Source organism: Kribbella sp. (genome assembly GCF_035687465.1).
Taxonomy (GTDB): Bacteria; Actinomycetota; Actinomycetes; order Propionibacteriales; family Kribbellaceae; genus Kribbella.
In genome coordinates this window covers 1-14,097 of the sequence record NZ_DASRXP010000447.1, presented here as the reverse complement: position 1 = coordinate 14,097, position 14,097 = coordinate 1, and the positions used below count along the sequence as shown (strand labels likewise).

General features: G+C 69.1%; 12 protein-coding genes and 1 tRNA gene. 6 read left to right on the top strand and 7 right to left on the bottom strand.

Annotated elements, in window-relative coordinates; genetic code table 11:
- A partial coding sequence (locus VFG33_RS23045; protein ID WP_325055004.1) for a hypothetical protein occupies positions 1-544 on the top strand: 544 nt, incomplete at its 5' end.
- A 17-nt stretch (positions 545-561) separates the two neighbouring features.
- Entirely contained in the window at positions 562-1,095 is a 534-nt protein-coding gene (locus VFG33_RS23040; RefSeq protein ID WP_325055003.1) for a MauE/DoxX family redox-associated membrane protein, read from the top strand.
- Here the strand turns inward: VFG33_RS23040 and selD are convergent.
- Entirely contained in the window at positions 1,082-2,089 is a 1,008-nt protein-coding gene (gene selD / locus VFG33_RS23035; RefSeq protein ID WP_325055002.1) for a selenide, water dikinase SelD, read from the bottom strand. The genes VFG33_RS23040 and selD overlap by 14 nt on opposite strands.
- A 68-nt stretch (positions 2,090-2,157) precedes the next feature.
- Between selD and VFG33_RS23030 the strand changes: the two genes are divergently transcribed.
- From VFG33_RS23030 to selB, 3 genes are all read left to right on the top strand, one after another.
- Positions 2,158-2,252, top strand: a tRNA-Sec gene (locus VFG33_RS23030).
- A 36-nt stretch (positions 2,253-2,288) separates the two neighbouring features.
- Positions 2,289-3,593 (top strand): L-seryl-tRNA(Sec) selenium transferase, encoded by a 1,305-nt coding sequence (gene selA / locus VFG33_RS23025; RefSeq protein WP_325055001.1) that lies wholly within the window; start codon positions 2,289-2,291, stop codon positions 3,591-3,593.
- Positions 3,584-5,362 (top strand): selenocysteine-specific translation elongation factor, encoded by a 1,779-nt coding sequence (selB, locus tag VFG33_RS23020; RefSeq protein WP_325055000.1) that lies wholly within the window; start codon positions 3,584-3,586, stop codon positions 5,360-5,362. The genes selA and selB overlap by 10 nt, the downstream gene beginning before the upstream one ends.
- 33 nt (positions 5,363-5,395) lie before the next feature.
- Here selB and VFG33_RS23015 read toward each other — a convergent pair whose 3' ends face one another.
- From VFG33_RS23015 to priA, 5 genes are read right to left on the bottom strand one after another with little or no spacing between them, the layout of a single operon-like run.
- Positions 5,396-6,328: a lysophospholipid acyltransferase family protein gene (locus tag VFG33_RS23015; RefSeq protein ID WP_325054999.1), complete on the bottom strand. Its 933-nt coding sequence runs from the start codon at positions 6,326-6,328 to the stop codon at positions 5,396-5,398.
- On the bottom strand, positions 6,328-7,908 hold the full coding sequence (gene larAH / locus VFG33_RS23010) for an NPN-dependent hydroxyacid isomerase, LarAH14/15/16 family (RefSeq protein ID WP_325054998.1): 1,581 nt from the start codon (positions 7,906-7,908) through the stop codon (positions 6,328-6,330). Before larAH ends, VFG33_RS23015 begins: the two co-directional genes overlap by 1 nt.
- A gap of 36 nt (positions 7,909-7,944) precedes the next feature.
- Positions 7,945-9,141, bottom strand: coding sequence for a zinc-dependent alcohol dehydrogenase (locus tag VFG33_RS23005; RefSeq protein WP_325054997.1), 1,197 nt, complete (start codon positions 9,139-9,141; stop codon positions 7,945-7,947).
- The gene (locus VFG33_RS23000; RefSeq protein WP_325054996.1) at positions 9,138-11,444 is read right to left on the bottom strand and encodes an HAD-IB family hydrolase; all 2,307 of its coding nucleotides are present in this window, start codon (positions 11,442-11,444) and stop codon (positions 9,138-9,140) included. The genes VFG33_RS23005 and VFG33_RS23000 overlap by 4 nt, the downstream gene beginning before the upstream one ends.
- Complete coding sequence (gene priA / locus VFG33_RS22995; RefSeq protein ID WP_325054995.1) at positions 11,441-12,163, bottom strand: bifunctional 1-(5-phosphoribosyl)-5-((5-phosphoribosylamino)methylideneamino)imidazole-4-carboxamide isomerase/phosphoribosylanthranilate isomerase PriA; 723 nt, start codon at positions 12,161-12,163, stop codon at positions 11,441-11,443. Before priA ends, VFG33_RS23000 begins: the two co-directional genes overlap by 4 nt.
- Before the next feature lie 259 nt (positions 12,164-12,422).
- On the opposite strand from priA, the gene VFG33_RS22990 reads away from it, so the two are divergent.
- Positions 12,423-13,541: a cytochrome P450 gene (locus tag VFG33_RS22990; RefSeq protein ID WP_325054994.1), complete on the top strand. Its 1,119-nt coding sequence runs from the start codon at positions 12,423-12,425 to the stop codon at positions 13,539-13,541.
- Here VFG33_RS22990 and VFG33_RS22985 read toward each other — a convergent pair.
- Positions 13,538-14,097, bottom strand: a 560-nt coding sequence (locus VFG33_RS22985; RefSeq protein WP_325054993.1) for a methyltransferase domain-containing protein, incomplete at its 5' end; no start/stop codon positions are given. The two genes, VFG33_RS22990 and VFG33_RS22985, sit on opposite strands and share 4 nt — an antisense overlap.

Below are 14,097 nucleotides of genomic sequence, written 5' to 3'. Positions count from 1 at the left end.
CGATCTGCTGAGCTCGTCGGTCTGGCGAGACAAACTACCCATCTTCGTCGCCGGCCTACTCGCCGGCGCGATGTTCTCCGGTGTCATCACCGGCGCCCTCGGCGGCCTAGCCTCACCACTACCGTCCTGGCTACGGCTCGGAGTACTCGCACCCGCACTGACGGTCATCCTCGCCTTCGAACTGGCCGGCAAACCCCTCTCACTCGTGCAGAACCGCCGGCTGGTCCCACAGACCGTCATCCCGGACAACCAGGTCCGCGGACCGCTGCAGTTCGGCTTCGAAATGGGCACCGGCGTACGGACCTTCGTCCCAACCGCCCTGCCACACGCCCTCATCCTGCTCGTGGTCCTGTTCGGAGGACTAGGCCCCGGACTACTAGCCGGCCTCGGCTTCGGCCTCGGCCGAGCACTGATGCCAACCGCCCGCCAATACAGCGGAGACCCACAAGGCTGGGACAGCGCCATGCTGGGCTCGATGACCCGGATCGGACGCACCAGCGCTGTCGGCTTCCTGCTCTGCCTGGCCGTGCTCTTCCTCCCCTGACCAGATAGGACTCCGCCGTGATCGATGCACTGATCGCCAGCTTCGGCCTGGCGGGCGCCCTGCTTTTGCTACTGGCCGCGTCACGCCGAGCGTCCGGCAACGAAGGTCTGACCGAGGTGGTCAGACAGCACGGCCTGCTGCCTGACCGCCTGGCCCGGCACGCCATGGTCGGGACCCTCTTCGAGGCCGTGATCGGCTCAGCCCTGATCATCGGCTGGCTCTCCGGCAGCAACTGGTTGATCCGGCTCGCCGCCACCGCAGTGGCAGCATGGTTCTTGTTCCTGGCGGTCTACCTGGCCGTCCTCCTGCGCCGCCGCGGGCGAGTGCCCTGCGGATGTCTGGACGACAAGAGTCCGGTGACCCCGGTCAAGGTCATCCGTGCACTGTTGCTCGCAGCAACTGCCGCGTTGCTGGCATCCGGGCTGCCGGCCTACCCAGCCGAACTCGCTCTCCGGCTGCTGTGTGTCGTAGCGGGCGGCTTCATCGTCGTCCTGCTGATCACGGTGGACCGGTTGGCCGAGTTGGTGGACGCACCGGCTAGCGGACACTGATGGCGTAGTCGCCCTTCGGCACGAGTTCACCGATGACCGGTGCGCCGGGAATCTCACCGACGATCAGCAGCCCGCCCGAGGTCTGCGCATCGGCGAGCAGAAGTGCCTCGTCGCCGTCGATCCCACCGAGGTCGCTGTGCGGCGCCACCCAGTCGAGGTTCCTGCGGGTGCCTCCGCTGACGAAGCCGTCGCGCAGTGCGTCCCGGGCACCGTCCAAGTAGGGCACCGCTGCCGCATCGATGACGGCGCTCACACCACTGGCCCGAACCAGCTTGTAGAGATGACCGAGCAGGCCGAAGCCGGTCACGTCGGTCGCACACTCGACCCCGGCTTCCAGGGCAGCCCGGGAGGCGTCCCGGTTGAGGGCGGTCATCGTGTCGATCGCCTGCTGGAAGACCTCGCCGGTGGACTTGTGCCGGTTGTTCAGCACCCCGAGACCGAGGGGTTTCGTCAGCGACAGCGGCAGGCCGGCCCGGCCGGCGTTGTTGCGCATCAGCCGGTCCGGGTCGGCCAGGCCCGTCACCGCCAGTCCGTACTTCGGTTCCGGGTCGTCGACACTGTGTCCACCGGCGAGATGGCACCCCGCCTCGTGCGCGACGGTCAGTCCACCGCGCAGCACCTCGGCAGCCAGTTCGAGCGGAAGGACATCACGTGGCCAGCCCAGCAGGTTCACCGCCACGACTGGGCGACCACCCATCGCGTAGACGTCGGACAGCGCGTTCGCGGCAGCGATCCGGCCCCAGTCGAACGGGTCGTCGACCACCGGGGTGAAGAAGTCGGTGGTCAGGACAGTCGCCAGACCATCCTGGATGGCAACGACGGCCGCATCGTCACCGTCGTCGAGTCCGACCAGCAGCTCACCCGCCGGATCGGTGATCGGCACCGAGCCGATCAGATCGCCCACGATTCCTTCGAGCTCGCCCGGCGGGATCTTGCAGGCACATCCACCGCCGTGGGCGTACTGCGTGAGGCGCTTGGCCGTCGTCAGTGTCATTCACCGATTCTCCCGCAGCAAAGGTCCGTCCGCCCCGTCACTGATGCAAGAATGTGCCGATGATCCGTGGAGGCGTACTCGGCCTGGTGGCCGGCCCGGTCTTCAACACCGGTGAGCGGCAGTATCTGTCGCTGGCGGGTTCGATTCCCGTCCGCCTCCGCCACCTGACCGGCAGGCGCTGCACTTCGACCGGCCGCCGATGAGTGGAGATCCGCGTCGCCGCATCCCACGCACCGACGACGTACTGGCTGATCCCTTGCTGGCCGAGGCGGTCCGGCTGTTCGGCCGGGAGCGGGTGAAGGCCGTCGTCACCTCCTCGCAGCAGCAGGCCCGCGCGGGCCTGCTGGCGCCCGAGGCGGTGGTCGACGCCGCGCTCGCATCGCTGCAGACCCTTCCTCCGGGTTTCCGCGCGGTGATCAACGCCACCGGTGTCATCGTCCACACCAACCTCGGCCGTGCTGCCTTGTCCACCGCGGCCAGGGCCGCTCTGGTGGAAGCCGCCGGCGCCACCGATGTCGAGTTCGATCTCCAGAGCGGGGAGCGTGCCCGCCGGGGCCGGGGCACCCTGGCCGCGCTGGCCGAGGCTGTGCCGGCCGCCGGCGATGTCCACGTCGTGAACAACAACGCCGCCGCGTTGCTCCTCTGCGCTCTGACGCTTGCCCCGGGCAAGGAAATTGTCCTGAGCCGCGGCGAGATGGTCGAGATCGGCGACGGCTTCAGGATTCCCGAACTGCTCGCCTCGACCGGCTCCGTACTGCGCGAGGTCGGCGCCACGAACCGGACCTCACTGAGCGACTACCGGGACGCGATCGGCCCGGAGACGGGATTCATCCTCAAGGTGCATCCGTCGAACTTCCAGATCACCGGATTCACCTCGGCCGTGGAGGTCGCCGAGCTGACCAAGCTCGGCGTACCGGTCGTGGTGGACATCGGATCGGGACTGCTGACCCCTCATCCGCTGTTGCCCGACGAACCGGACGCGGCCACCGCTCTGCGCGACGGCGCCACCGTCGTCACCGCGAGCGGCGACAAGCTTCTCGGCGGCCCGCAAGCCGGGCTACTGCTGGGCGAGGCGGCTGTCGTCCAACGGCTGCGCCGCCACCCCGCAGCCCGGGCCCTGCGAGTCGACAAGCTCGTCCTCGCGGCACTTGAAGCGACCCTGCGGGGCCCTGTACCACCGGTCAGGCAGGCGCTGGACACCCCGGCGGATCAGCTCCGCGCGCGGGCGGATCGCCTGGCGGCGGCGCTGTCGGCGCAACAAATCGATGCCGCGGTCGTGCCGTCCCGCTCGACCATCGGTGGGGGCTCGGCGCCCGGCGTCGACCTGCCGAGCTGGGCGATCAGCCTGCCTTCCGGTTACGCCGTCGCGCTGCGCACTGCAGCCACAGCGGTGGTCGGCCGGGTCGCCGAAGGCCGCTGCCTGCTCGACCTGCGCACGGTCGATCCGGACGACGACGACCGGCTGCTGGCCGGCGTGGCAAAGGTCCACGACACATGCACGTGATCGCCACGGCTGGGCATGTGGACCACGGGAAGTCGACGCTGGTCCGGGCGCTGACCGGGATGGAGCCGGACCGGTGGGCCGAGGAACGCCGCCGTGGACTGACCATCGACCTCGGCTTCGCCTGGACCAGGCTGCCGACCGGTGAGCGGATCGCGTTCGTCGACGTACCGGGTCACGAACGCTTCGTCGCCTCCATGCTCGCCGGGGTCGGCCCGGTGCCGGCGGTGCTGTTGATCGTCGCCGCCACCGAAGGCTGGATGCCACAGTCGGCCGAGCACCTGGCCGCACTCGACGCGTTCGGCGTCCGCGACGGGCTGCTCGTCATCACCAAGTCCGATCTCGCCGACCCCGAGCCGGCCCGGGCCGAGGGCCTCGACCGGCTCGCGGGCACCAGCCTGGCCGGCCTGCCATCGATCGCGGTCAGTGCGCACACCGGCGCCGGGCTCGACGCGCTCCGCGGCGAGCTCGCGGCGCTCACCAAGCGACTGGCCGAACCCGCAGCCGACGAGGACGTGCGCCTGTGGGTCGACCGCGCCTTCACCATCAAGGGCGCCGGCACCGTCGTCACCGGGACCCTCGGCGGCGGCACTCTGTGCCCCGGGGACGAGCTCACCACCCAGACCGGTACGCCGGTACGCATCCGCGGCCTCCAAACGCTGGCCGAGGACACGCACCAGGTGACCCCGGTCGCCAGGGTGGCGATCAACCTCCGCCGGGTCGAACGGCAGACCGTCGGGCGGGGAACCGCACTGCTGACACCTGGCGCCTGGCGATCCACCGACGTCGTCGACGTCCAGCTGGTTCGCGACGCTCCGAACTCGGGAAATCTGGTCTTCCACCTCGGATCCGCGGCGGTCGCGACCCACCTCCGTCCCCTGGGCAACGGATTCGCCCGCCTCACCTTGAACAAGCCCCTCCCCCTCCGCGTCGGGGACCGCGGCCTGCTGCGAGACCCTTCGCAACGGCACATCACCGGTGCCGTGATCCTGGCGGTGCGCCCACCGGCACTGGCCCGTCGGGGTGCTGCGCAGGCGCGGTCGATGGAGCTTGCGGCTGTCGCCGACGCTCCCCGGCGACTCGGTACGGCGCTCCGACTGCGCGACCGTGGTTTCGCCCATACGACCGACCTTCGAGCGGAGGGTCTACTGCCGGATCGCGAACCGATCCAGGACGGCTGGTACGCAGACAAGGCCGCCTGGAAATCGTGCGTCGAACAAGCCGCCGAGGAGCTCGCCGGCTGGATCCGGGATCACCCTGCGGCGACTGGCATACCTGCGGACGCGCTCCGGCAGCGACTCGGCCTGCCCGCCCAGGAACTGCTGGGAGGCGTGCTGGAGTCAGCCGGCCTCGAGGTCAGCGACGGCCTCGTCCACCGCAAAGGAGCTGCGGACGTGCTGCCGCCCGCCACAGCCGACGCCGTACGGGCAATCGAAGCCGAGCTGGTCGATGCGCCGTTCCAGGCACCGTCGGCCGATCGCCTCGCGGAACTCGGCGCCGGCCACCAAGAGCTCGCCGCCGCGGTTCGGACCGGCCGGCTGGTCCAGCTCGCGCCCGGGGTGGTCCTCCGCGCCGACGCGATCGGGCACGCCGAGCAGATCCTCGCCGGACTGCCGACCCCGTTCTCCGTCGCCGAGGCGAGGATGGCACTCGACACCAGCCGCCGGGTCGCCGTACCGCTGCTCGAACTCCTCGACCGTCGAGGCACCACCACCCGCCTCCCCGACGGAACCCGCACCAACACACAACGTCCGAAGAACCTTGGCCTATAGCGCAAGGTCCTTCGGACGCAACGAGCGTCGCCGTTACTTCCAGGCGCGGCGTTTTGAGGCGGCGGGTTTGATGGGAGTTGTGGACTCCCAGACGCGGCGCCAGCGGGCGGCATCAGGTCCGGTCTGCGCCGGCGAGGTGCCGGCTGCTACGCGGCGGCGGGCTTCCCACCACGTGGTCGCTTCCTCGTCGAGGAGGGCGGACACCGCCGCGGAGATGCGGGGAGCGAACTCGCGGGGGGTCTCCCCCTCGAGCGGGTAGATCGGATCGCCATACCGTACGGCGACCGTCGGACGCCCGGGCACGGGCCAACCCCGGCCTCGCGGCATCGCGGCGAACGAGCCCTTGATGCCGACCGGGATGACCGGTACGCCGTGCTCGACGGCGATGTACGCCGCGCCCATCCGGAATCGTTCCATCCACCCGTCGGGTGACCGGGTGCCTTCGGGGAAGACGACCACGTTCCAGCCGTCCTCGAGCAGGTCGCCCGGGGTCTGGCTGAGCTTGCCGCCGCGCCGCTCGATCGGGAACGTGTTGAACATGATCGCCGAGGCGGTAGCCCGCCACCACGTGTCGAAGAAGTAGTCGGCCGCGGCGGCGACAGCGGTCTTGCGGCGCATCGCGTCCGGCAGCGTGCAGAGCACCAGCGGCGTGTCCAGGTGCGACGAGTGGTTCGCCACGATGACCGCCGGCCCGTGCACCTTGGTCAGCGAGTCCAGCCCGCTCACCTGGGGGTTCACCTCGTACCGCATGACCGAGTTGAGCGCGCCCTTCAGCAGCACCTCGCGGACCGCGATCGCCGCCGGCGTACGGGCCCACTTGGTCGGGAACACGGTCGTCTCGCGAGGGATCACGTACGGCTCGGCCGACCGCGGCACCTGCGGGCGGCGGCCCCAGCGCCAGCCGCGCGCGACCTGCTGGACGTCGCGCACGGTGTCCCGGCTGAACTTCACCAGATTCGTGCCCATCAGCGAACGTCCGCGAGCAGGTGCGGGGGGTTGTGCAGGTAGGTGATGGACGGCGACCGGCCGACCGAGTGGCTCACCATCTCCAGCGCGTCCTGCAGCGTCGACGCGGACCGGAAGCCCATCCGCTCGACCGTCTTCCGGTTGCCGCCGACCCAGACGATGTCGCCGCAGTGGTCCAGCGCGTGGGAGATCCAATACCACATGTAGAACGGGTGCACACCGTGGTACGCGTACGACGTCCGGTACAGGTGGATGTACCACGGGTCCTCGGCGTACTGCTTCTCGAACTTCGCCTCGATGGTGGCCGGGTCGGTCGACTCCGACAGCACCTCCTCGAAGAAGTCCACGTACGACGGGTGGTGCAACTGGCTGAACTCGTAGTCCACCGGGTGGTACAGGATCACCGCGCCGTCCTTACGGACCACGGGGCTGCCCCGGTACGAGTTGAAGTAGTAGCCCAGGCCCATGCAGGCGGCCAGGATCGGGTTCATCACCGAGTTCACGTTGTACGGGCCGATGAACGGCACACCCATGATCGCCACATCGGACTGGCCCTGCACCTCGACCAGGTGCTGGCGGTGCACGTTCTCCAGGGTCTTGTCGTGCACCGGCTCGATCTTGCCGGCGTGGATCCCGGTCAGTCCGTAGTTCGACCGGACGTCGGTGAAGATCTTGTGCCGCATCTTGGCCGGGGCCAGGTCGAGGCCGCGCTTGGTCGCGAGCATCGAGGCCTGGTCCTTGATCGACCACTCCCACTCGCGCTTCTGCAGGAACTCCAGCGGACCGCCGAAGATGTCGTTGTTCAGCGACGTCTCGATCTGGAACACCTTGACGTGCTCGGTGAGCACCGAGCCCATCCGCCAGGCCGACTCGTGCATCTTCGAGGCCTTGTGGTCCATGAACGACCGCGAGTGGATCATCGTGTGGCTGTTGTGGTGGTGCTTCAGCGACTTGTACGACGCCAGCCCGATCGACGTCGACTTGTGGCCGCCGTCCATCGCCACCAGGTTCACGTTCACGTAGACCAGCAGGTCGGACTCGGCCGCCCGCTTGGAGATCTCGACGTCCTCGCCGTGCTTGGTCTGACCGAGATGGGTCAGGTTCGCGGCGTCCTCGGCGTCGAAGTTGTAGAGCTTGCCGTCGGGGAAGAACGACCGGAAGACCCGCTCGCCGACGATGTCGCGGAGCTCGTTCGGGGTCAGCCGGCGGTGCAGCGCGTTGGCCGAGATCAGCTCCACGTCGTCGACGCCCGCGTCGGCGGCCATCGTCAGCACGGCCTCGATGATGCGCTGCCGGATGTCCGGCTTCTTCATCGGCGGCAGCGGGATGGAGATGTCGTCGAAGGCGATCGTCAGCCGCATCCCGGCGAACAGCAGCTCCGGCAGCGGCTCGGACTCGAGCGGGTTCAGCAGCGCGTTCTGGATCGCCTCCTCCACGTCGCGGACCGGCGGCAGCGCCTCCGGCGGGTAGATCACCCGGGTGCCGAGCGGGAACCGCTCCAGCTTGAATCCCTCACCGTTGTGCACGAGCAGCGGCGGCGTCCGGTCGTCCACCTCAAGCACAAACCCTGGCCGAGCCATGTCAGAACCTCTCTCGTCGTACGTTCAGCGAGCTCGTCATGAAGCCCTCACATCAAAAGCGACCTTCACGGTGCCCAGGCGGCCCGCGGACTGCGCGTGGTCGAGCGCCTCGCGCCACCGGTAGAGCGGATAACGAGCCCCGACTATCCCGTCCAGTGGGGCCTTCGCGGCGATGTCCAGTGCGGTCTCGAAGGCGGGCCGGTCGTTCGGCTCCTCCCGCGAGGACGCGTACGTCCCGGTCAGCTCCAGCTCACGGAACCACACCGGCGACAGGTCGGCACCGGTGGACGGCATGCCCGAGAGCACGACGCGACCACCGGCCTTGGTGACCCGCAGTACGGTGTCGATCGAGTCCTTGCTGCCGACCGCGTCCACGGCGATGTCGACGCCGCCGAGCAGGAACTCCCGGCCCATCTGCGGCTTCAGCCGGAACGCACCGGTTGCCCGGCGTACGCCGCGGAAGACCTCGTCCGGCGCGACCACATCGCTGGCGCCGAAGGCCCGGGCGAGTTCGCGCTGCTTGGCGTGCTTGGCGACCACGGTGATCCGGCCGGCCTGGGTGAGCTCGCGCAACGCCAACGTCGCGAACAGTCCGACCGCTCCTGCACCGCTGACGAGCACCGACTGGCCCGGCTCCACCTTCGCCCGCAAGGCCATGTGCACCGCGCAGGCCAGCGGCTCGGTGAGCACAGCCCGCTCGTCCGAAAGACCATCCGGTACGGCGTACAGCTGGCTCCGGTGGGCAACCATCACGTTGCCCCAGCCGCCACCCGTGTCCTGGCAGAAGCCGGTCTGCAGACCGGGCGCGACATGGCCGACCGTGATCCGGTCGCACCGGTTGGTGTTGCCCGACGCGCAGCCGTCGCACGGCTCGACGCCACGGGCTGCACAGGTGAGCACGGAGTCCATCACGACCCGGGTGCCCTTGGGCAGGTCCTCGCAGTCTTCGAGCAGTTCGCCGACGATCTCGTGGCCGGGGACGAACGGCATCGACACCATCGCGGAGAAGTACAGCTTGGTGTGACCGGTGACCATGCCGAGGTCGGAGCCGCAGATGCCGGACAGGATCGGGCGGATCCGCGCCCAGCCGTCCTTGTCCGACTTCGGCTCGTTGATGGTGACGAGGCGCAGCGGTGCCGCCGGACCGGTCAGGATGCCGGGGATCCGGCCGCCGACCGCCTTGGCCGCCAGGTACTTGGCCGGCGACCGGTACATCTCGAGTGCGAGCATCATCGGGCCATCCCTCCAGAACGCTGTACTCCCGGGATTTCCAGACGCGAGGAGGTGGACGGGGTCTTCCAGTCGACGATCTGCCAGCGCGCGGCCCGGGCGGCCCGGAACAGCGGCACGTCCGGCGACACCGCGACCGGATTGCCGACCGTCGTGAGCATCGGCAGATCCGAGTGGCTGTCGGCGTAGGCGTACGACCGGGACAGGTCGATCGACGTACCGCGAGCGCGGTGCTTGATCCACGCTGCCCGGGACTCGCCGACGAGTGGTGGTCCGGACAGGAAGCCGGTGCAGCGACCGCGGTCGTCGACAGCCAGCTCCGCCGCGACGATCTCGTCGAACAGCGGCTCCAGCGGCCTGGTCAGCGGCCGGACCGCACCGGTGATCAGGATCGTCCGGTGGCCCGCCGCCTTGTGCTCGCGGATCCGTCGGACGGCCGCGCCGCTGAGGCGTTCCAGTACGTGCTCGGCGAGCAGTTCGTCGACGATCCGGTTCAGCTCTTCCAGGTCGGCGCCTTCGTAGCGACGGTAGATCGTCCGCAGGAAGGTGCCGCGGTCCTTGCGCTCGGCCGAAATCAGCTTCGGCAGCTTGCGGAGCATCGCGCCGATCTCGCCGGCCCGCTGGTGGCTGTCGAGCTCCGGCAGCCGCATCCACAGGTAGGTCTCGATCACGTTCGACGACAGCAGTGTGCCGTCCATGTCGAACGCCGCGATGATCTCGGCGTCGTCAGACGGCTCCACCCTCTTCAAGGTGCCAGCGGACTCGGCCAGCGCCTTGTTCCGCTTCTTCCGTACTACGTCCAGCCGGCGCAGCGAGTCCGTCACGCTCGGGCAATGCACTTCCTGCAGGTAGTGCTGCCAGTCGACGATCGAGGTGTCGCACCAGAACTTCTCCCGGTCGTCCCCCTCGAGCGCGTTGTGCAGGGCGAGCACGTTGTCGTCGATGAACTGCAGTTCCGCCTGCGCGTACTCGGAGTACAGGTCCATGTAGCGGCGGAGGAAGTCGAGGCGGCGCTTCTGGACGTCGAGTTCCCGCGCGTACTTGCGGACCCGTTCGCTCCGCGGCACCGTCGTGATGATCCGGTCGGCGACCTTGTGCGCCTTCTCGCCGTACCGCAGCATGCTCTCGACCGAGTCGCCGCCGGGGAACTTCCAGACCGGCAGCCGGACGGCGCCCCGCTCGCCCAGGTCGAACGGGTGCTTGGAGAAGTACGCGCGCACGCCGGCGTACAACTGCTCGAAGGTCAACGGGTTCCGGGCGCCGGAACTGACGTGGTAGTACTCCGGCTTCGACAGCTCCGGCTCGGTCGCCATCACCGCGCAGATCGCGCCGACCACGTGGTCGACCGGGATGATCTCGACCACCGAGTCCGGGCTGGCCGGGAACTCCGGCAGCTCGCCGCGGCCGTACGCCAGGATCAGCGGCTCGGCCATCTTGAAGCCCTCGATCCAGCCCGGGTGCGGGCTCTGCACCGCGGACTCGATGATGGCCGGCCGGACGATCGAGGTCGGCAGCCTGGCCGCGAACTCCTCGACTACCCGCTCGCCGAGCGCCTTGGTGAACGTGTAGCAGTCGGTCCAGCCGAGGCTGCGGGCCCGCTCGGTGCCGGTCTCGACCAGCTTCTTCGCGACCCACTCGGTACGCCGACGCTCGGTGTCGGCCGCCGCGGTCAGGTGACCGGCCCGGCGGTGCAGCTTCTCCGACTCCTTGCGGAACTTGATCAGCATCGCGGCGCTGCGCGACGTCTCCTCGATCCGGGCCTTCATCGCCATCCCGGCCTCCGCCTCGGTCCGCCAGTCGACGTTGTGGTCGACCGGGGCCTCGGGGATCGCGCCGCGGCGGCGGCCGGCGGTGTAGGCGGTGGAGATGTGGACGTAATGGACCTCGCGGCCCGTTTCGACGATCCGCTCGAGGAGGCTCTTCGTGCCGAGAACGTTGGTGGTGAACGCCTCGTGGATCGGCGGGTCGAAGCTCACGTCACCGGCGCAGTGCACGACGATGTCGAGATCCTTCGGCAACTCCGGTACGGCGGACAGGTCGCCCTCGACGACCTCGACCCGGGCGGCGGTCAGCGCGTCCGCGTCGGCGTACGGGGTGCCCTCGCCGTAGAACGGCTTGAAGATGTCCTTCTTCAGCATCTGGGCCATCCGGGCGGTGCCGGTGAGCGAGCCCTTCGGCCGGATGATCGCGACCACGGTGGTGTCCGGCAGCTCGCCGATCATCCGGTGCAGCAGGGCCTCACCGACGAATCCGGTGACACCGGTGACCAGGACCTTCTTGCCTGCCAGCTTGTCGGCAAGACTCACTTGTCGCCTCCACGGGTGAGTTCGAGTGCCTCGGTCAGGGTGAACGCGCCGGCGTACAGGGCCTTGCCGACGATGACGCCCTCGACGCCCTCACTCACCAGAGTGCTGAGGGCGCGCAAATCCTCCAGGCTGGAGACGCCGCCGGAGGCGATGATCGGCTTGTCGGTGCGCGCGCAGAGATCGCGGTACAGGTCGAGGTTCGGCCCTTGGAGCATGCCGTCCTTCGTCACGTCGGTGACGACGTACCGCTCGCAACCGGCGGCTTCGAGCCGCTCGAGCACCTCGTAGAGGTCGCCGCCCTCCTTGGTCCAGCCGCGGGCCGCCAGCGTGCGGCCGCGCACGTCCAGGCCGATCGCGATCCGGTCGCCGTAGGTGTTGATGATCCGGTCGCACCACTCCGGGTCTTCCAGTGCGGCCGTGCCGATGTTGACCCGGCGCGCGCCCGTGTCGAGCGCCGCCTTGAGCGAGTCGTCGTCGCGGATCCCGCCGGACAGTTCCACCTGGACGTCGAGCTTGCCGGTCACGTCGGCGAGTAGTTCGCGGTTGCTGCCGCGCCCGAAGGCGGCGTCCAGGTCGACCAGGTGGATCCACTCCGCCCCGGCGTCCTGCCAGGCCAGCGCGGCGGCCAGCGGGTCGCCGTACGAGGTCTCACTGCCGGCTTCACCCTGCACCAGCCGAACAGCCTGCCCATCCGCCACATCCACGGCAGGAAGCAGCACCAGGTTCCCGGACCGGGGTGGTGGGGTGGCGGAAGAGTCGGGCCCGGACCGGGGCGGTGGGGTGGGGGAAGAGTCGGGCCCAGACCGGGGCGGTGGGGTGGGGGATGAGTCGGGCAGAGCCATGGGCCACACCCTAGATGCCCAAGAAGGCTCGCCCGTAACCAGCTTCCCCGCTGAGTCGTTGAGATCCAATCTGTCTCAGCAATACCAGCACGACAACTGGTCTGCCCTTGGTGACGGCCGGTCTACGCTCTGTTCGATGGTCACTCTCGAAGAACTGTCGAGCGATCCGCACCCCGTGCTGGCTGAGCTCCGGCCGGTCGGCTGGGTGGACGCGTTGGGCGGCTGGGTGGTGAGCAGTCGCGAGTTGGCGCTGCGGGTGATGCGCGATCCTTCGACCTTCACCGTGGACGATCCGCGCTTCTCCACCGCCCAGGTTGTCGGCCCTTCGATGCTCTCCCTCGACGACTCCGCACACGCCGAGCACCGGGCGCCGTTCGAGCACCCCTTCAGCCTGGCCCAGACCCGGGCCCGCTTCACCACCTTCGTCGAGGAGGAGACCGATCGCCTGCTCTCCTCGATTCGCCAGCTCGGCTCGGCCGACCTCCGCCGTACCGTCGCGGGCCCGCTGTCTGTTGCGGTGGTCGCCTACTCGCTCGGACTGCCGCCGACCTCGGCCGCGACCGTGCTCGAGTGGTACGAGGCAATCTCGACCTCCGTCACCGGCGTCTCCGCGGGTCATCCGGTCACCGCCGAAGGTGCCGCCGCCTTCGCGCTGCTCCACAAACATGTTGCCGGTGGCATCGATCGGTCCGACTCGCTGATCGCGGAAGCAGCTCACGCGGGGCTCGACACGGATGACGTGGTGGCGAACGCCGCAGTACTGATGTTCGGCGGCATCGAGACGACCGAGGGCATGATCACCAACGCCCTCTGGCACCTGCTCACCAATCGTTCGCAACTCGGCCTCGTCCTCGCCGACCCCACCCTGCTGCCGAACGCGATCGAGGAATCCCTCCGCCTCGAACCAGCCGCCGCCGTGGTCGACCGCTATGCCACCCGAGACGCCGAACTGGCCGGCGCCACCATCCGCCGGGGCGACCTTGTCACCGTCTCCCTCGCCGGCGCCGGCCGAGACCCGGAGGTCTTCCCCGATCCCGACAGCTACGACGTACGCCGGTCCAACGCGCGCCGCCATCTCGCCTTCGCCAGCGGTCCACACATCTGCCTCGGCATGCACCTCGCCCGCCTGGAGGCCGTCACCGCCCTGACCGCACTCCTCCAACTCCCCGACCTCAAGCTGGCCGCCGGCTCTCCCCCACCCCACGGCCTCGTCTTCCGCAAACCCCCAGCCGTCAACGCGACCTGGACGCCTTAGGGCCGACGAAGAATCAGCAGGCCCGCCGGAAACGCGGGCACCGCCCGGTCGGGATCGGCGACCGCATCACGCTCGAACTCCGCGAACCCGGCCTCCATCTCCTCCGGCGCAAGGTGCTCGAAGGTCGAGATCGCCCGAAGCTTAAGCCGTTCGTACGTCGCCCGCACGGTGCGCGGCTCCGTCACGTCGACCCAGACCGGCTCCGGATCGGCGACCAGCCCGGCCTGCTCTACCAGGGCGCGGACCTGTTCGAGCGGCAGATACATCTCGGCATCCACCTGACGCGCGGACGGAAAGTACCGGTACCACCAGAGATCCGGCATCAGGTCGCCCAACTGTGTCCGGAGCAACACGATCCCTCCAGGTCGCAGTACCCGCCTGAGCTCACGAAGCGCCTGCAGTTGATCGACGAAGTGGTGGAACGACAAGAACAGCAGCGCCAGGTCGCACGAATCATCAGGCAGCGGAATCGCCTCAGCTGCCCCTTCGAGGTAGGTCACGTCGGGATGTGCAGCCGCGCCGACCGCGATCTCCAGCATGCGCGCCGAGGGTTCGA